Origin of the sequence: Williamsia sp. 1135, assembly GCF_002095395.1 — a bacterium.
Lineage (GTDB): Bacteria > Actinomycetota > Actinomycetes > Mycobacteriales > Mycobacteriaceae > Williamsia.
Genome location: NZ_MJEI01000107.1, coordinates 406,433 through 424,421, shown reverse-complemented (window position 1 = coordinate 424,421; position 17,989 = coordinate 406,433). Strand labels below are relative to the sequence as shown.

The window sequence follows — 17,989 nt, the reverse complement described above, 5'->3', positions numbered from 1 at the left end:
CTCGCATCAGTCCGGCTGATGGATGATGCAGGTGGTGGTGCCGTGGGCGATCAACTTGTCTCGTTCGTCCCGGATCTCGCCCTCTGCGGTAGCGGTCCGACGTCCGACGTGAATGGTCTTGCCATAGCCGATGATTCGGCGTCCATCGGTGGGAACAGACCGAATGTAGTTGACCTTGAGTTCCAGTGTTCCGTAGCCGACACCCGCACCGAGGGTCGTGTGCACCGCGCACCCCATCACCGAGTCGAGCAGAGTTGCGCAGATGCCGCCATGTAGTGATCCAATCGGATTGGTCATGTCTGGCCGGGCATTCAAGCTGAATCTGACGTGGCCCTCTTCCAGCGACTCGACTTCCATACCCACCAATTGCGCGATGTTCGGCGGTCGCTCCGGCAGTCCGGTCATGTACCGCAACACTTCCAACCCCGTCATCTCGCCGATCGAGATCTGATCCGAGGTACCGGCTGCGGCCTGCTCGGTCATTCGCCCGGTCATGGGACTCCCTCCTGGTAGCGTGGTGGACCAAATGGTCCATACCGTGAAGCGTAACACCGCGGATGGACCAATTGGTCTATGGAGTAGGCGAGGAGAGACCAGGGTGGCTGACAACCCGATACAGGAGTTCGACGCATCTGCAGGACCGCGCGAACGGCTGATCTCCACTGCTATAGACCTGGTCCGGCGGCGCGGTGTCTTCGCGACGAGTGTCGCCGACCTTCTAGGTCACAGCGGTGCGGCCAGGAATTCCATCTATCAACACTTCCCGAACGGGAAGTCCGGGCTGATCGCGACCGCCACCGCAGAATCCGGCGAGCAGATGACAGCTTTCATCGACCACCTCACCACCACCCGGACACCGCAGGAGGCCGTCGATGCCCTGGTGAAGTGGTGGAAGCGCGAACTCGAGGGCAGCGACTACGCACTCGGGTGTCCGGTGGCGGCCGCTGCCATGGCCGCGCCAGACGAACCGGAGGTCGCAGCCACGGCCAACGTGGCATTTGATGCCTGGCGACGCCTGGTCGCCGACTCCGCACTCCGCGGCGGGCTGTCGATCGATGACGCGGAGAGCTTCGCGCTGTTCGTGGTGAACGCGATCGAAGGCGCGATAATCCAGTGTCGAAGCCAACGGAACGTCGAGTCGCTGGATGTCGCCGCTGCGCAGCTCAAGGTCCTGTACTCAGCATTGAAACAGGCTTGAGGACACTCGTGCACTCGGTTCAGTCGAGCTCGTCGGGTTCGCCGTCGTAGCGCGGGAGGACCGCATAGACGACAAGATCCTTGGGCGTTCCTTTCGCCCGAAACCGTCGGCGTCGCTTGATGTACTTGGTCTCGTCCGTGGCAGCCAGGGTCGCCTCGGTCACCAGGACCTCCCCTGCTGATGCCGCATCGGCGACTCTGGCGGCGATGTTCACATCGACCCCGAGGTAGTCGTCGCCGACGTGTCGCGGCTCTCCCGTGTGCAGCCCTGCGCGCAGGGCCGGACGATAACCGTCGATGGTGATCGCCGACACCGCCACGCCTGCCTCGTGAGCGGCCTCGATGGCGACCGCGCCGTCTCGGAAGACCGCCATCAGGCCATCACCCAGGTGTTTGGTCACCGAGCCACCACGCCTGTTGATGATCTCGGTACTCGACTCGTTGACCTGATGAAGGAGTTCGAGCACCGCGTCGTCCCCTGCTCCCAACGCCCAGGTAGAGAAGCCGACAAGATCGGTGAACAGTATGGTCACCGGGCCGCTGACATCGGGAACATCAGGGCGTCTGCGCGTCACCAATGCCTGCCACGACTCGACGGCAGCCAACGCCAGTTCCCGCACGGCACTTGGCCTCTCGCCGCGAGCCTGCGCGATCAACCCCGCGATGCGTTCGGAGTGCCGCAAACGCTCAGGATCGATGTCGGGGCGCGCCCCCGGCGCCACTCTGCGGGCTGCGCGCGCGGCCCGCACGAGCCCCTCACTGCCATCGGCGCGCACCAGAAAATCTCCGAGCCGACCGGCGCCTCGACGAACCTGCGCTGATCCACTGGCGATATCGCCGCCGTCGCTCGCCTTGCTCATCGGAGAAAGTCTATGTGGACCGGCGGCGCCGGAGCGATGACACGCGCACGTGACGCGGTCAGGCTGCCTTCACCTTCGAATCGCGCAGCTCCTTCAGCGCTGTGCGCAGACCTCGCCTTCTTCCGGACTCCGGATCCGCGCTGAAGCTCGATTGCACGCCCTCCCGAATGTTGAACCGCAGTTCGGATGCAGTTTCCGGCGCATCGTCGCTGCTCGCCGAGAGAAGCGCGTTCGGCAGCGCCAATTTCGCGATCGTCCGGAACGTGAGCAGGTACTGGTGCCAGATCGTGCCGGTGGTGTACGGAAGGTCGTACTTCTCACACAGCTCACGGACGCGGACACCGATTTCCTCGTAGCGGTTGCTCGGCAGATCCGGGAACAGGTGGTGTTCGATCTGATGACTGAGGTTGCCCGACATGAACCGCATCAGCTTGCCGGCGCGGAAGTTTGCCGAACCCAGCATCTGCCGCAGATACCAGCGAGCCTGATCCTCGTTCTCGTACTCCTCTTTGGTGAACTTCTCGGCCCCATCCGGGAAGTGACCGCAGAAAATCACCGCGTACGTCCAGTAGTTGCGGATGAAGTTTGCCGTGACGTTGGCAGTCAGGGTGTGTTTCCAGTTGGGACCGGTCAGCGCGGGGAAGATCAGATAGTCCTTGGCCGCCTGCTTGCCCACCTTGCGACCGATGATGCGGAGGTCTTTGCCGACCTCGCCCAGACTCTTCTCTCCCTTGCGGACCTTCTCTGTCTCGACGTGGTGTAGCGCGACGCCGTACTCGAAAAACGTTCCGAGGGTGAGGTTGTAGATCGGATTGCCGAGATTCCACCATTCCCATGGCTGGTCGCGCGTCACCCGGAGAATTCCGTAGCCCACATCGTCGTCCATTCCGACGATGTTCGTGTACTTGTGGTGGATGAAGTTGTGCGAGTGTTTCCACTGACTGCTCGGGCAGGTGGTGTCCCACTCCCACGACGACGAGTGGATCTCGGGATCATTCATCCAATCCCACTGCCCGTGCATCACGTTGTGCCCGAGCTCCATGTTCTCGATGATCTTCGCAAGACCGAGCATCACCGTGCCCGCAATCCACGCGGGCTTCTTGTGACTGGCGAACAGCACCGCACGACCACCCGCCGCCAAACTGCGTTGGATCGTGATCGCGCGCCGAATGTAGCGGGCATCCTGCTCGCCCCGCGATTCTTCGATGTCACGCCTGATCGCATCGAACTCTTTGCCGAGTGCTTCGACGTCGGCTTCGGTCAGGTGTGCGTATAGGTCGATATCAGTGATCGCCACTATGTGCCCCTCCTAGAGGTCGAGTGTGCATTCGCCAGACACGGTGCTGATGCACGTCTGGATTCGATCTCCTTCTCGGCGCTCGTCTCCCGAACGCAGGTCTCGAACGTAGCCCCCGGACAACGGTACGACGCACGATTGGCAGATACCCATCCGACAACCGAACGGCATCTGGATACCCAGTTCTTCGCCGGCTTCCAATAGCGTTGTGGCACCGTCGATTTCCGCAGACTTGCCCGTCTTGCTGAACGTCACGGTGCCGCCTTCGCCGCCCTTGTCAGTGCGGGCGATCGCGAACCGTTCGATGTGCAAGTTCTCGTGTAGGCCGGCTTTTTCCCAGACCTGTTCGGCGACGTCGAGCATCTGCACGGGCCCGCACGCCCAACACTCCCGATCCTGCCAGTCCGGTACAACCGACCCGAGATCGTGCAGATCGATCTTGCCGTCTTCCCGGGTGAACTGCATCTCGAGGTGGTATGACGGCGACTGCTCTTGCAGCGCGACCAGTTCGTCGTGGAAGATCACGGATTCGCGATTCGGTGCGGAGTGCAGATGGACCACGTCCGGCATGTCGCCCCGAGAACTCAGACCGCGCAACATCGCCATCACGGGCGTGACACCCGAACCGGCGGTCACGAACAGCACCTTTTCCGGCGGCGGACTGGGCAGCGAGAAGTCGCCCTTGGGCGCCGCGAGCCGGATGACTGTTCCCGGCAGGACACCGTCGACGAGGTGGCTGGACAAGAAACCGTCCGGATTCGCCTTCACGGTCACCGAGATGACCTTGTCGTCTCCTGCGATCGACGTGAGTGAGTAGGACCGCCAGTGCCAGCGGCCTTCGACCTGCAAACCAATTCCGACGTACTGGCCCGGTCGATAACGATGACTGAAGCCCCAGCCTGTCTCGATGTCCACGGTGGCCGTGTCGTCGGTTTCCTTGCGCACCGCCACTATCCGTCCCCGCAGCTCACGCGCGGACCACAGGGGGTTCAGGAGGTGCAGATAATCGTCGGGCAGCAGCGGCGTGGTAGCCCGCGCCACCAGCCCCCTGAGCACATTGATCTGGGGTTTGGTCGCCTCCACCCCGGCGGCGGGGCGCTTACTCCACTTCAGCAAGTCCACAAACACTCCGCTCCGTCATCACCGCTGTGGTGACGCCCAGAAGAGCGTCACCACGGCCGTGCGTGTGCATTCGAGTGTACACATGTACACCGCAGCGTTTGGTGGTGTGCGCAGAGTGGGATCGCGGCGCACGAGCTACTTGGCGGTGAGCGAATCCTTCTCGGACGTATCGCTGCCGGACTCTGCTGCTTCCCTACGATTGGCCACGATGCTCGACAGCGCGGCCGCGCCGATGAACGCCACGCCGACGAGGCCCGTGATGATCTCGTTGATGTGCCACTTGATCGAGAAGAACAAGATGGCCGCGAGAGCTCCGATGGCCCAGTGCGCTCCGTGCTCGAGGTACCGGTACTCGTTGAGCGTTCCCGCCCGCACGAGGTACACGGTGATCGACCGAACGAACATCGCGCCGATGAAGCCCAGACCCAGGGCGATGATGATCGGGTCCGCCGTGATCGCGAAGGCACCGATGACACCGTCGAACGAGAACGACGCGTCGAGGACCTCGAGGTAGAGGAAGAGGAAGAACCCGGCTTTGCCCGTGGCCTTCGCCAGCTGGGACGGTCCCCCCGATTTGACCGCCTCGTCGTGCTCTGCTGCGAGCTCCTCGGTGTGGAACAACTGGCCCAGGCTGTTGACCGTGATGTAGGTGATGATGCCGAGCACTCCGGCGACCATGACCGTCGAGATCTGGTCGTCTTCAGCCAGGAACTCTGCGATCAGGACCAGGCTGCCGCCGGCGATGACGACGGCCAGCTGGTCGAGCTTGCCGATGACGGCAAGCGGCCGCTCCAGCCACGTCAACCACTTGATCTCGTTGTCTTCGAGGATGAAGTTGAGGAAGAGCATGAACAGGAACATGCCGCCGAAGGCCGCGATCTGCGGGTGTGCCGCAGTCAAGATCTCTTCGTAGGACTGCTGACCCGAACCCTCCTCAGGGACGTTCATCGCGAGGTCGAAGGCCTCGACCGGATTCAGTCCGGCCGTGACCCACACGATGAGCAGCGGGAACAGCAGACGCATGCCGAAGACGGCGATGAGAATGCCGATGGTGAGGAAGATCTTCTGCCAGAACTCACTCATCTTCTCCAGCACGGTCGCGTTGATGACCGCGTTGTCGAAGGAGAGGGACACCTCGAGGACTCCGAGGATTGCGCACAGAGCAAGCGCAGTCCACCCGCCATATAGGTACGCAACGCCCAGCGAGACGATCGTGACAGCGATCGAAATGCCGAATACGCGGATGACCACACGTGCTCCTTAGTTTTGCCAGTGACAGCACTATCGCGGAACCGGGGGTGGTTCCGCGATAGTGCGCAAGTGTACTTCTATGTGGTTGCCATCCGCCGCCGGAAGGCTAGACGTTCACGCCGAAGTCACGAGCGATGCCCGCGAGACCCGAGGCGTAACCCTGACCGATCGCCCGGAACTTCCACTCGGCGCCGTTGCGGTACAGCTCGCCGAAGACCATCGCGGTCTCGGTGGAGGCATCTTCCGACAGGTCGTAGCGGGCGAGTTCGTTGCCGTTGGAACGGTCGGTGACCCGGATGTATGCGTTACGGACCTGACCGAATGACTGCGAACGCGCATCGGCGTCGTAGATCGACACGGGGAAGACGACCGACTCGATGTTCGGCGGCACCGCAGCCAGATCGACGTTGATGACCTCGTCGTCGCCTTCGCCTTCGCCCGTGGTGTTGTCACCGGTGTGCTCGATGGAGCCATCCGGGGACCGCAGGTTGTTGAAGAAGATGAAGTGCTGGTCGGAAACAACCTTCTTGTCGGCTCCGGCGCCGATCGCGCTCGCGTCCAGGTCGAAGTCCGTGCCCGTGGTGGAACGCACGTCCCAGCCGAGACCGACCGCCACTGCGGTCAGGTTCGGAGCCTCCTTGGTCAACGAAACGTTTCCGCCCTTGCTCAAGCTGACGCCCATGTCAGTACCCTTCCTGAGTTTGTCTTCGTGAGTAGATGAGGCCCAGAGGTCGGAGCAACTTCTGCTCAGAACCAGTCCTTGGAAGTAACCGTACGTGAAAGTGGACATCGACGGGGGCGACAAAGCCGAACGCTGAACCGATTGAATGACTCCCGTTTCCCCCGGCCGCAGTACGACCGGTCCCCTCATCCGCCGGCGGAGCCGGTTCGTCTCATCCCAGTAGGATGCGCGGTGTGGCCAGGGGCTGGTTTCAACGAGATGACCGTAGTGCCGGTGGCGGATCCACTGGCGCCGTCGAGCATGCCCGAAACGACATGGTCAATGCCTTTCTCCAACTCGACCAGCGCTTGTCGATCATCAGCGATTCCGTCGCAGCCGCCGAGGTCCTGGGCACAGGTGGTGAATTGGTGCGCGCCTTCGTACCCATCCGAGACGCCTGCTACGAGACGATCAATCAGTATCTGACCCTCAGCGGGACCGACGGACCACTTGCTCCTCTGAACGACTATCAGCGCACGATGTCTCAGATCACCGATTCGATTCGAACGCTCGATCAGTTCTACGAACGTCATTCGACCCAGCTCGAACACGCCAGGATCTCTTATGCGGCCGTACCGGAGGAGGCGGCGCGGGTGCGCGCCGATTCGAAAAGCCTCGCCGATCGGCTGGCTCGTCTACCTCCCGATCAGCTTGCGTACACCTCTGTGACAACTGCTGTACAGCAACATGATCGATGCCTCAGGGAGCTCGAGGCGGCCCAGCTTTCGGTATCCCAGGGGGGCGGCGACCGGGCCGAACTGCGGGCCAGGACCGCCGCGCTCGGCGAGGCCGTCAAGAAGCTGGAACAGGCCATTGCCGCAGCTCCGGGCAAGGCCGAGGATGCCCGTGCGGCGCTTGCATCTGTCCGTACCCGGCTGTCGGCGGTCCGGAATCGCAGCGCCAGGATGCCGGAAGCGTATTCGGCCCTGCTCCGTGAATTCAGCGCACAGTGCTCTCGTGACCTGGTGGGTCATGATCATCTCAGCGCGCAGGAACTCGACCGCGCATCCAATGAAATCGATTCGGCCGCAACCGTACTCAGATCCGACCCGGAATCGGCGTCAGCGGCCATCACCCGGGCTCGCAAGCACTTGTCCGAGGCCGAGGAATTGGTCGACGGGGTCACTGATCGTTTGAATGAACTTCGGGTTGTTCAGCGGGATCCGCCGGCAGCTGCCGGTAGGGTTCGGTTTCAGATCCGGGATGCTCAATTGCTCGCCGTCAACCTCGGCTTGGTCAAACAATGGGGATCGGTTCTGGACGCACAGGTTTTGAGAGTCGATCGAGCCGTGGCGGCTCTGACCGGTCGGCATCCTGACTATTGGGGGTATCTGGTGGACCTGCGCGCCATCTCCGACTTCGTGTCCGGAGTAGTGAGCAAGATGAAGGACGAGGCCAGGCGGTGACAACAGACTCGAGCGCTGCCGGTACCGCGGGGACGAAGCAACTGCAGCACTTCACCGCACTCGACGACGCAGAACGCGAACGACTGTTCTTCCGCGTTCCCGAACCGATCGGGATAGACGCGCCTCCGGAACTGCTGAGCGTCGCCCTGGGCGCCACGTTGTACATTCCTGCCAGCCGCGAACGACTTGCCGAATTGATCCTGCGGCAGCGCCGGAGCGGTTCGACGTCGATGGTCATCGACCTCGAGGACGCAATCGCCGACGGTGACGTCGACGCGGCGATCACCAACCTCACCAACACACTCCGTGAGCTGGCGGCAGGTCGCCAGGCAGCGCCGCTGCTCTTCGTCCGGGTCCGGCGTCCACAGCAAATCGACGAATTGCTCGGACGGCTCGGCGACGGCGTCGACAGCCTCGCCGGGTTCGTGCTCCCGAAGTTCACAGGGGTGGACGGCGACGATTATCTGAATCGGATCGAGGCCGCACAGGCCCAGGTCGGCCGAGTGCTGTACGCGATGCCGATCATCGAGTCGACATCCGTGCTCCATCTCGAGACCCGGGCTGCTGCGCTGGAGTCGATCAGGCAGGTGCTCGACAAACATCGGGGCAAGATCCTGGCCGTCCGGATCGGCGGCACCGACATGTGTGGTGCGCTCGGTATCCGGCGCGATCCCGACCTGACCATCTATGACGTCCACCCTGTTGCCGAGGTCATCAGTGCCATCGTCAACGTGCTCGGCAGGGCCGACGGTACCGGCCATACGATCACGGGGCCGGTGTGGGAGTACTACAACACCCACGACCGGATGTTCCGGCCGTTGCTGCGCCACACGCCTTTCGAGGAGATCGATGCCGTTCGATTCCGGACACATCTGGTCAGTCGCGATCTCGATGGTCTGCTGCGCGAACTGGTTCTCGACCGCGCGAACGGATTGCAGGGCAAGACCGTCATCCACCCGTCGCACGTGAACGTCGTGCACGCGATGAGCGCTGTGCCACACGAGGAGTACGACGACGCTGTTGCGGTGCTGGGGGTCGACGACACGGGTGGTGTACTGGCGTCGGCCTACCGGAACAAGATGAACGAGCGGCGCCCGCATCGGAATTGGGCCGTCAAGACGCTCATCCGATCCCAGGCATTCGGAGTGCTGCAACCTGAGATCGGTGTGGTCGACCTGCTGACGGCGGTGGTGCTTCGATGATCGCCGGCAACGGTGCGGCACCGGGGACCGAGTCGTATGCACGCGAGCACTTCGGGCTCGGCGCCGAACATGTGTCCGGTGTCAATGGCTGGCGTGTCGAAGACCTGGTACGCCCGGGTCTTCGGCGCAACCCGAAACGGGCTCACCTCTGGGTGTCCACCGTGCTCGGTAAACACATACCGGTCCCCCCTGCTGTGATCTTCGCAGCCGCCGCCGATCTCGGCGTGCTGTCCACCGCCGCCCTGCGCGCACATGGTCTCACCGACTCGCTGGTCTTCGGGTTCGCCGAGACCGCCACAGGCCTGGGACATGCGGTCGCGCACCAGATGGATGCCGGGCACTACTTGCAGTCGACCCGGCGCGGGAACTCCGCGGTTCCGGTGGTCGCTCGATTCGAAGAGGGTCACTCCCACGCCACCGACCACCTGATCGTGCCCACGGACCCGGACAGCTTATGCACCGATCTGCCCGTAGTGCTCGTCGACGACGAGATCTCCACGGGCGCGACGGCCCTGGACGCGATCTCGTCGATGCAGCGCATCCACAGCCGATCGCTGTACCTGGTGTCATCGCTGGTCGACATGCGTACCGACGAAGACATCACCCGGTGCCGTCTGCGCGCGGACGAACTGGGCACCGAGGTCGAGTTCGTCAGTCTGGCCCGGGGTCGCACCCATATCCCCGAAGGCCTGCCCGCGAGGGTCGTGGGATTGCCGGCTGCCACACCTTCGCCGACGACCCTGCACCCAGGATCGGTGGAACGACTGGAGGTCCCGTGGCCGGCGTCGGTTCCCGACGGCGGTCGCCACGGTTTCCGGCGGGCCGATTGGCCACAGTTCGACGGGGCCATCTCCGAGGTGGCCCGCGTCGTGGCCCGGCACCTGGATCCGGCCAGGTCGGTCGTCGTGGTCGGACACGAGGAACTCATGTATCTGCCCCAGCGCGTGGCCGGGAGTCTTGCCCAGTTCATCGAGGCCCCGATCTTGAGTCAGACCACCACGCGTTCACCCGCACACGTGATCGATCACGAGGGTTATCCGCTGCGGCGTGGGTACCATTTCATCGCTCCCGAACCAGATGAGGCACGAGATCGATACCTGTACAACGCAACTCATGACGATCCCGGAGCGAGATTGGTGATGATCATCGATTCACCCGCCGATACCGAAGCGCTGACGGCATCGGGTGGACTACTCGACACCATCAGCGGTGCGGGAATCGATGTCTTACTGGTTGTTGTGCCGGGGACCGATTACCTTGCCCTCCGCGCAGCGAGGGAGACGCCGTGAGTCCTGGTGGCGACATCCGGGTGTCCCCGGGCCCACTCACCGGACCCGAGTTCGGCAGCTATGGCCCCGACGAGGTGAAGTGGCTCCTCAAGGACCTCTCCTCGGTGGCGCTCGAAGGCGACGTGGCCGCGCGGGAGCAGCGGATCCAGGCGGGCCTTGCCCACTACGCAGAGTCGCTGCCCGTCGAGTTCCAGCCCGATGCCGCCTATCAGGAGTTGTTCGGGCGAGTGTTGGCAAACAGTGCGCACCGGCTGGCTGTCGCGGTGGGCGCGGTCACCGAACTGGTTCTCGCGGAACGCGGTACCGACGTGGTGCTGACCTCCCTGGCCAGAGCCGGAACACCGGTCGGTGTGTTGATGCGTCGCTGGGCCCAGCACCAGCACGGTCTGGACCTCCCCCACTATGCGGTGTCGATCGTCCGCGACCGGGGCATCGATGAGAACGCGATGAAATACCTGGCCGCCCACCACGATCCGGGGAACGTCGTGTTCGTCGACGGATGGACCGGCAAGGGCGCGATCACCAAAGAACTCGCCGAAGCCCTCGATGCCTTGTCCGCCGACGGTGGCCCGGTGTTCAATCCGGACCTGGCGGTGCTCGCGGACCCGGGGTCGTGCGTTCGCACATTCGGTACCCGCGACGATTTCCTCATCGCGTCGGCGTGCCTGAACTCGACCGTTTCCGGTCTGATCTCGCGAACAGTCCTCAATGTCGACTTCATCGGTGCTGACGATTTCCATGGCGCCAAGTTCTACGCGGAGCTGTCCGGGCAGGACATGTCGGCCGTTCTGCTCGACGCGGTGACCGCCGAGTTCGATTCGGCGACAGCGGAGGCGTCGACCCGCCGGGACGAGATCCAGCGTTCTGACCGCACGCCGACCTGGTCCGGATGGCGTTCGGTCGAGGAGGTCCGTAGCAGTCACGGCATCTCGTCGGTCAACTTCGTGAAGCCAGGGGTCGGTGAGACCACCCGCGTGCTGTTGCGCAGGGTCCCCTGGATGATCCTGGTACGAACGGCGGATGATCCGGAACACGAGCACATCCGCGCTCTGGCGACTGCCCGAGGCGTTCCCGTCGAGGTCGTCCCGGACCTCGCCTACAGCTGTATGGGTTTGGTGAAAGAGGTCTCGTGAACACACTCGACACCGTGGCGACACCGTCCACGGGACGTGCACTCGCCACGATCGACCTCGATCGCACCCTGATCTACTCGGCTGCCGCAATCGCCGAGGGAGCTACGGACGCTGCCGCCGCCGCGGCGCTGTCCGCCACGGCGCACTGTGTGGAGATCTATCAAGACCGGCCGCAGTCGTTCATGTCGCCCTCGGCGATGTCGATGCTGATCGAGTTGGCCGCGATCGCCGAGGTGGTGCCGACGACCACCCGCACCATCGAGCAGTACCGGCGGATCACGCTGCCGATCGGCACCCCGCGCTTCGCGATCACCAGCAACGGCGGCAACATACTGGTGAACGGGGTCCGCGACGAAGCGTGGTCCCGACGGGTCTCGGACCTGCTCGGCACGCTGGGCGTCGGGGTCGACGCTGTGTACGAGCGGCTCGGTGCCGACGCCGCCGGCGCGCCGTGGCTGCGCACGATGCGGATTGCCGACGGACTCTTCTGCTACGTCGTCGTCGAACTCGAATTGCTTCCCCCGCAGGTGGTTCCGGCGTGGGCGAGCTGGGCCGCCGAACGGGGCTGGAATGTCTCCCGCCAGGGGCGAAAGATCTATGTGATGCCGGATCCGGTGACCAAACAACTCGCGGTCGACGAGGTGCGCGTGCGGCTGGCCGACGTGCCGTCATCCACCTACGCTGCGGGCGACGGTGTGCTCGACCAGCCGATGCTCGTCGGCGCCGACGAGGCCATCCGTCCGCGGCACGGTGAACTCGAAGAACTCGGGTGGAACCACTCGAATGTGGCGGTGACCGAAGGGCGAGGCCTCGCGGCGTCCGAGGAGATGCTGACATGGCTGCTGATGCGGGCAGGCACAATGGTGAACGTCGACGAACCGGGCAAATCGGCCTTGGCTCCACAGGTCGCCGGTGCGGTAGGCGTAGACGAAGCACAGCGGAGCTCGATCATCGACAATTCCACACCCAACGAAGGGCTCAGGTGATGACAACAACTCTGGTCAAAGGGCAAAACGGCCCGCTGAACGCGGCGACGGTCGAGATCACCGTCGACCTCGCCACCGCGGGCGATCTGTCCGCGTTGCTGGTGACCGACAACGGCAAAGTCCGAACCGACGCCGATTTCGTCTTCTTCAACCAACCCAACGGGCCGGGGGTGTCGCTGCAAGCCGGCGCCGGGATCGGAACTCTGTCCATCTCGCTGGGCGCCGTCCCTGCTGACATCAGCCAGGTGCGAGCGGTGATCACGCTCGACAACGGCACCTTCGGCGCGGTGGCGCCGCCGGTCGCCCGCGTCAGCGGTGGCGGACAATCGCTGTACGAATACCGGATCGACGGTCTGTCGAGTGAGTCGATCGTGATCGCACTCGAGGTGTACCGCCGCGGTGGCGACTGGAAGGTCCGCGCAGTCGGGCAGGGTTATGCGGGCGGTTTCGCCGCACTGGTGACCGACCACGGCGTCTCGGTCGACGACGCACCCGCCCCAGCGGCCGCGCCGTCGCCTCCCTCGGTGCGGAACAGCCCTCCGCCGAGCTACTCCCGGCAACCCTCGGCGCCCGTCGCCCCGCAGCCACCAGCCCAGAACCATCCGCCACAGCAGAACTACCCGCCGCAACAGCCGCCGGCCCCGAACTATCCGCCGCAGCAACCGCCGGCCCCGAACTACCCGCCGCAGCAACCGCAGCCCGGTGCGTACCCGCCTCCGCAGCAGCCCGCTCCCAACCAGCAACCGGCCTATAACCAGCAGCCCGGTTATGCCGCCCCGGCACCGACAAGTCCGCCCGAGGTCAGTCTCACCAAGAATCGACCCGTCAGTCTGTCCAAGGGACAACGTGTTTCGCTGAAGAAGGACGGTGGGGTCGCACTCACCAACATCCAGATGGGGCTCGGTTGGGATCCCGTCGTGGTCAAGAAGATGTTCGGAAGCCGTGGCGCCGACATCGACCTCGACGCCTCAGCGGTCATGTATGCCGACACCCAACTCGCCGATGTCGCCTACTACGGGCAACTCACGTCCAAGGACGGATCGATACGGCATCTCGGTGACAACCTGACCGGGGAGGGCGAGGGCGACGACGAGGTGGTCACGGTCGACCTCACTCGCGTCCCGATGCACGTCAACGCGATCATCTTCATCGTCACCTCCTACCAGGGCCAGACGTTCGAGCAGGTGCAGAACGCGTTCTGCCGATTGGTCGACCAGACGACGAATGTGGAGCTCGCGCGGTACACCCTCGCGGGCGGAATGGCCTACACCGGCGTGGTCATGGCGAAGGTGTTCCGCGAGGACGGCACCTGGAAGCTGCAGGCGATCGGTGAGGGCATCACTGCAAAGCATCCCGGTGAGGCGGTCCCGCAGCTGCAACGGTTCTTGTCGAACGACTTCATGAAGTAGCCCCGATGAATACATTCGCGTCATGAACGAGTTGGTTCCCGGTCAGAACGTGCCGGTGGCGGCATCGACGTTGGTGTTCTCGGTGAACGGTGGCATCGGTGAAGCGGATCTGGTCGGATTGGTGGTCGGTCCGGATCTGCGGACGAGCGATTCGGACAGCGTCGTCTTCTACAACCAGCCACAGACGGCCGGGGTACGGCTCGAGGGTCACCGCATTGTGGTGGATCTGGGGTCGCTGCCCCCTGACGCGATCGTGCTGTGTGCGGTGAGCGGTGATGCCGATGTAGGCCTGGCGCCCGGCCTCACGGCTGAACTCGACGGCGCGCCGGACAACTCCGAGTACTCGTTTCCGTTGCGCCCGCTCCACGGCGAGACGGCGCTGTTGTGCTTCGAGCTCTATCAGCGGTCGGGACGGTGGCGAGTGCGCGCACTCGGACAGGGCTATCAAGGCGGACTCGCAGCGCTGCTGACCGCGCACGGCGTCGAGGTCGAGGTCGATGATGCGCCGGAGGTACCGCCTCGGGCGCCCGCCGACCCGCAACCCGTTGGGCCACAGTGCGGCGACGATTCCCTGCCGCCGGCTCTGGTCACCTTGGGATCCGACTACGGCGCCGCCGTCGCGCGTGCCCACGTCGTGTTCGAGGATGCGGCCAGGTCGGCCGCCGGGTACGTCCAGGCCGAGGGTTTTGCGATGGACCGACTCGACAGAGAACTCGGCGACCTGCTGGCGGATCCTGCGCAACGCAACTCGCCTGCCGCCGACCGCGCCCGAGCCGCCGCGCAGCAGCGGTGCGACGACCTCGTGACGTCGGCCAGAAGTCGTTTCGACGCCGACTCGGCAGTGTTGATGGCGGAGTTGGCTGCATTGGATCCGCAGTTGCCGCCTGCGATGGCGTCGTGGAAGTCGCCTGCCTGGAACCACGCCGGTTCGCCTTCTGCAGGTGGCCTCCGCATCGGTGAGTTGTTCGCCCCCGAGCGCGGCGATCTGCGGCTTCCGTTCTGCGTGCCGACACCGATCGCTCGACCGCTGTGGGTGCTCGACACCGGCGACCCGGTGCTATCCGTTGTGACGTCGTTGGTGTTGCGACTCGTGGTCGCCGCCCGGGTGCCCTTCCCCGGAACGCGGAGGACCTCCAACGGTGGAACGGTGCTGATCGACGTGTTCGATCTGACGGGCTCATTGGCACCGATGACCGAAATGCTGTCGCCGGTGCTCACCGCGCCCGCGGTCACTGCGCCGGAGTCCGTTGCCGACCGACTGTCGGTGCTGGAGTCGTCGATAGACCTCACGCAGATGGCGCTGCAGGCCGGCGAGGTCGATGACATCGACACCCGCGTGGTGGTCATCGCAGATCTGCCGTTCGGGTGGGACGTCGGGGCGATGGCGAGGCTGCTCCGAATTGCAGATCGCGGAAGCGAACTCGGCTGGGCGTTTGTGTTCGCCGGATCCCTCGACGACAACGACAGCGATCCCCTGGTGAGCACCATCGCGGATCGAACGATGATGATTCCGGTGACCGAGAAGGCCCGCGCCCATGACCCGTGGGTCGGTCTACCGTGGTCGGTGGCGGCCGAGCACATCGATCCGGCCGGCGCACAGGCCAGACGGATCGTTGCCACTTTGAGCAGTGATCAGCCTCGGTCGGGTGCCAACCCGAACGCCTGACGCGCTAACGCCACCGTTCGGCCTCCTTGGCCAGGGCGACGAGTTCCGCGCCCAGACTTGCCAGTTCACTCTTGCCCGCGTTTTCGTCGACTGCCGTGGCGATGTCCTCCGCAGCACATCTCAGGCGGAACAACCGTTCGATGAGGTCGTCGGCCTCACCAGCGCTCAGCACCACGGCGTCGGCCGGGATAGACGATCCGGCAACCAGGCTCCGCTGTTCGTAAGCTCGTTGACGGCATGACTGTTTGCAGTACTTGCGGCGACGTCCGATCTCGGACTCCACGATCTCGCGGCCGCACCACGCACACGAGTTACGCGCCCTGTTGCGGCGAGGGGCGGCCTCCTGCTCCATATCCGATGACGGTACTCGGCGTCTGCGGGCATCGGCGACAACCGGGCCGAACACCGGTCGTTCACCGCCCCTCGGCGCCCTGATTCGCCGGTAACCGCAGGAAAGTCGGCGGCGGTGCCGCCGCCCGCGGCCAGTAGTCTCCAGACGCGCGTAAGATGGATAGGTAATCCAACGAGAGGATAGAAGTTATGGCAGATCGAGTTCTACGCGGCAGCCGCCTCGGAGCGGTGAGCTACGAGACCGATCGCGATCATGACCTCGCACCGCGCCGGATCGTGCAGTACCGCACCGACAACGGTGAGATCTTCGACGTCCCGTTTGCCGACGACGCCGAGATCCCGTCCACGTGGCCCTGCAAGAACGGTATGGAAGGCACGATTCTCGAAGGCGCAGAGCCTGAGGAGAAGAAGGTCAAGCCACCGCGGACGCACTGGGACATGCTGCTCGAACGGCGAAGCGAAGATGAGCTCGAGGTATTGCTGACCGAGCGTCTCGACCTGCTCAAGGCACGTCGCCGCGGCACTTCCAGCTAGGTCTCTACGACCCGCCGAGGGTCGACATACAGGCGACAGTCGCCGTAGCACCAGACGGTGCTACGGCGTTTTGTTGTGTGCTCCGAACCCGCGCTGCATCTCCCAGATCAGCAGTTCAGACCGCGTTGTGGCAGTGACGCGATGCCCGCCGGTCGCCGTCATGCGAACCGCGTCACCTTCGCCCAGGTCACCGGTGTCTTCGAGGACAACTTCTCCCCGGGCAACGAAGACGTGGCCGTAAGGGGCGTCCGGGATCGTCACGGACTGACCGGGCTGTAGGCGGGCGACATGGAGCGCGGCATGACTGTTCCCGATGCCGATCGCGGCGGTGTTCCGGTCTCTCTTCATACCGGAGGCGACCGTGACCAATGAGCCGTCGCGCAGCTCCGTCGCCACGTCGAGTTCCTCGTAGCTCGACTGGCCACCGGCGGTGTCGGGTGGAAGCCACATCTGCACGACGCGAAGCGGTGTGCCGTCGCGTCGCAGTGCGCCGTTTTTCTCCGAATGCATGATCCGACTCCCCGCGCTCATCCGTTGCGCAAGTCCCGGGTAGATCATTCCCGAGTGTCCCAGCGAATCCTGGTGGACCAGAGTGCCCTCGAGGACCCAGGTGACTATCTCGACACTGTGATGCTGATGGGTGTCGAAACCCTCGCCTGCGTCGACGATGTCATCGTTGTGGACCATCAACATCCCGTGGGCGCCTGCCGCAAGGTCGAAGTTCCCTGTGGCCAGGAACGACTGGCGTGAGTAGAGCCATTCGCTGCGCCAATGTTCCCGGTCGGCTGCCGGGATCACGCTGACGTCTGCTTGCGTCATCGACGAGCCTTCAGGCGCGCTTCGCCTTCCGCAACTTGCCGAGGCGGTGGGTCAAACCCCAGCGTGGAACCTTGAATGCGGCCTCACGGACGATACTGCCGCTCATCTTCGATTCGCCGAGTTCACGCTCGGTGAAGGTGATAGGCACTTCGGCTACGTCGAATCCGGCTTGGATCACACGCCAGCCGAGGTCGACCTGAAAGCAGTATCCGTGCGATTCGATGGCACTCAGGTCGAGAGTCTCGAGCACCTCACGACGGTAGGCCCGGAAACCGCCGGTGATGTCCTTCACCGATACTCCGAGCGCAAGCCGTGAGTAGATGTTCCCGCCTCGTGAGAGGATTTCGCGGCGGCGGGGCCAGTTCACCACTGTGCCCCCGGGTACATAGCGGGAGCCGATCACCAGGTCAGCGCCCTCGTTGAGGCGGTCGAGCAGACGATGTAGCTCCTCGGGTGCGTGACTGCCGTCGGCGTCCATCTCGACGAGCACGGCGTAGTCACGTGCCAGACCCCACTGGAAACCTTCGATGTACGCAGCGCCGAGCCCGTTCTTGACGGTCCGATGCAGCACATGGATGCGGCCTGCACCATCGGTCTCGGCCAGTTGATCGGCGAGTTCGCCGGTGCCGTCCGGACTGCTGTCGTCGACCACGAGAATGTGAACGGCGGGCTGCGCCGCGTGCACCCGCTTGACGATCAACGGCAGGTTCTCGATCTCGTTGAACGTCGGGATGATCACCAAAGTA

The 17,989-nt window shown here is 64.1% G+C and carries 18 protein-coding genes; 9 read left to right on the top strand and 9 right to left on the bottom strand.

Annotation, left to right across the window (positions count from 1 at the left end; all coding sequences use genetic code 11):
* Nucleotides 1-6: 6 nt before the first annotated feature.
* Nucleotides 7-483, bottom strand: a complete 477-nt coding sequence (locus tag BFL43_RS28140; protein ID WP_143695599.1) for a PaaI family thioesterase — start codon at nt 481-483, stop codon at nt 7-9.
* 115 nt (nt 484-598) lie between these two features.
* Between BFL43_RS28140 and BFL43_RS28135 the strand changes: the two genes are divergently transcribed.
* The gene (locus tag BFL43_RS28135; RefSeq protein WP_168176746.1) at nt 599-1,198 is read left to right on the top strand and encodes a TetR/AcrR family transcriptional regulator; all 600 of its coding nucleotides are present in this window, start codon (nt 599-601) and stop codon (nt 1,196-1,198) included.
* A gap of 19 nt (nt 1,199-1,217) precedes the next feature.
* Here the strand turns inward: BFL43_RS28135 and BFL43_RS28130 are convergent, their stop codons facing one another.
* From BFL43_RS28130 to BFL43_RS28110, 5 genes are all read right to left on the bottom strand, one after another.
* Complete coding sequence (locus tag BFL43_RS28130; protein ID WP_084896767.1) at nt 1,218-2,057, bottom strand: adenylate/guanylate cyclase domain-containing protein; 840 nt, start codon at nt 2,055-2,057, stop codon at nt 1,218-1,220.
* A gap of 58 nt (nt 2,058-2,115) precedes the next feature.
* Nucleotides 2,116-3,354 (bottom strand): acyl-CoA desaturase, encoded by a 1,239-nt coding sequence (locus BFL43_RS28125; protein ID WP_084896765.1) that lies wholly within the window; start codon nt 3,352-3,354, stop codon nt 2,116-2,118.
* 12 nt (nt 3,355-3,366) lie between these two features.
* Entirely contained in the window at nt 3,367-4,476 is a 1,110-nt protein-coding gene (locus tag BFL43_RS28120; RefSeq protein ID WP_084896763.1) for a ferredoxin reductase, read from the bottom strand.
* Nucleotides 4,477-4,611: 135 nt separating this feature from the next.
* Nucleotides 4,612-5,727 (bottom strand): DUF475 domain-containing protein, encoded by a 1,116-nt coding sequence (locus BFL43_RS28115; protein WP_084896761.1) that lies wholly within the window; start codon nt 5,725-5,727, stop codon nt 4,612-4,614.
* A gap of 106 nt (nt 5,728-5,833) precedes the next feature.
* The gene (locus BFL43_RS28110; protein ID WP_084896759.1) at nt 5,834-6,409 is read right to left on the bottom strand and encodes a TerD family protein; all 576 of its coding nucleotides are present in this window, start codon (nt 6,407-6,409) and stop codon (nt 5,834-5,836) included.
* Nucleotides 6,410-6,642: 233 nt separating this feature from the next.
* Between BFL43_RS28110 and BFL43_RS28105 the strand changes: the two genes are divergently transcribed.
* From BFL43_RS28105 to BFL43_RS28075, 7 genes are read left to right on the top strand one after another with little or no spacing between them, the layout of a single operon-like run.
* Nucleotides 6,643-7,854, top strand: coding sequence for a hypothetical protein (locus BFL43_RS28105; RefSeq protein ID WP_143695590.1), 1,212 nt, complete (start codon nt 6,643-6,645; stop codon nt 7,852-7,854).
* The gene (locus BFL43_RS28100) at nt 7,851-9,056 is read left to right on the top strand and encodes an HpcH/HpaI aldolase/citrate lyase family protein (protein ID WP_084896755.1); all 1,206 of its coding nucleotides are present in this window, start codon (nt 7,851-7,853) and stop codon (nt 9,054-9,056) included. Before BFL43_RS28105 ends, BFL43_RS28100 begins: the two co-directional genes overlap by 4 nt.
* Complete coding sequence (locus BFL43_RS28095) at nt 9,053-10,345, top strand: phosphoribosyltransferase family protein (RefSeq protein WP_084896753.1); 1,293 nt, start codon at nt 9,053-9,055, stop codon at nt 10,343-10,345. Before BFL43_RS28100 ends, BFL43_RS28095 begins: the two co-directional genes overlap by 4 nt.
* The gene (locus BFL43_RS28090; RefSeq protein WP_240498526.1) at nt 10,342-11,478 is read left to right on the top strand and encodes a cysteine protease StiP family protein; all 1,137 of its coding nucleotides are present in this window, start codon (nt 10,342-10,344) and stop codon (nt 11,476-11,478) included. Before BFL43_RS28095 ends, BFL43_RS28090 begins: the two co-directional genes overlap by 4 nt.
* On the top strand, nt 11,475-12,464 hold the full coding sequence (locus tag BFL43_RS28085) for an HAD family hydrolase (protein WP_206186765.1): 990 nt from the start codon (nt 11,475-11,477) through the stop codon (nt 12,462-12,464). The genes BFL43_RS28090 and BFL43_RS28085 overlap by 4 nt, the downstream gene beginning before the upstream one ends.
* The gene (locus BFL43_RS28080; protein ID WP_084896752.1) at nt 12,464-13,873 is read left to right on the top strand and encodes a TerD family protein; all 1,410 of its coding nucleotides are present in this window, start codon (nt 12,464-12,466) and stop codon (nt 13,871-13,873) included. The genes BFL43_RS28085 and BFL43_RS28080 overlap by 1 nt, the downstream gene beginning before the upstream one ends.
* A 22-nt stretch (nt 13,874-13,895) precedes the next feature.
* Nucleotides 13,896-15,539: a TerD family protein gene (locus BFL43_RS28075; RefSeq protein WP_084896750.1), complete on the top strand. Its 1,644-nt coding sequence runs from the start codon at nt 13,896-13,898 to the stop codon at nt 15,537-15,539.
* A 4-nt stretch (nt 15,540-15,543) separates the two neighbouring features.
* On the opposite strand, the gene BFL43_RS28070 is transcribed toward BFL43_RS28075, so the two are convergent.
* Nucleotides 15,544-15,891, bottom strand: coding sequence for a hypothetical protein (locus BFL43_RS28070; RefSeq protein ID WP_084896748.1), 348 nt, complete (start codon nt 15,889-15,891; stop codon nt 15,544-15,546).
* A 188-nt stretch (nt 15,892-16,079) separates the two neighbouring features.
* Here BFL43_RS28070 and BFL43_RS28065 point away from each other — a divergent pair, with 188 nt between their 5' ends.
* A complete protein-coding gene (locus BFL43_RS28065) occupies nt 16,080-16,424 on the top strand; it encodes an RNA polymerase-binding protein RbpA (protein WP_084834877.1) in 345 nt (114 codons plus the stop codon).
* Between the two features lie 60 nt (nt 16,425-16,484).
* Here the strand turns inward: BFL43_RS28065 and BFL43_RS28060 are convergent, their stop codons facing one another.
* Both BFL43_RS28060 and BFL43_RS28055 read right to left on the bottom strand, forming a co-directional pair.
* Nucleotides 16,485-17,243, bottom strand: a complete 759-nt coding sequence (locus tag BFL43_RS28060; RefSeq protein ID WP_084896746.1) for a pirin family protein — start codon at nt 17,241-17,243, stop codon at nt 16,485-16,487.
* Between the two features lie 10 nt (nt 17,244-17,253).
* A complete protein-coding gene (locus BFL43_RS28055; protein ID WP_084896946.1) occupies nt 17,254-17,982 on the bottom strand; it encodes a polyprenol monophosphomannose synthase in 729 nt (242 codons plus the stop codon).
* Nucleotides 17,983-17,989: the final 7 nt, after the last annotated feature.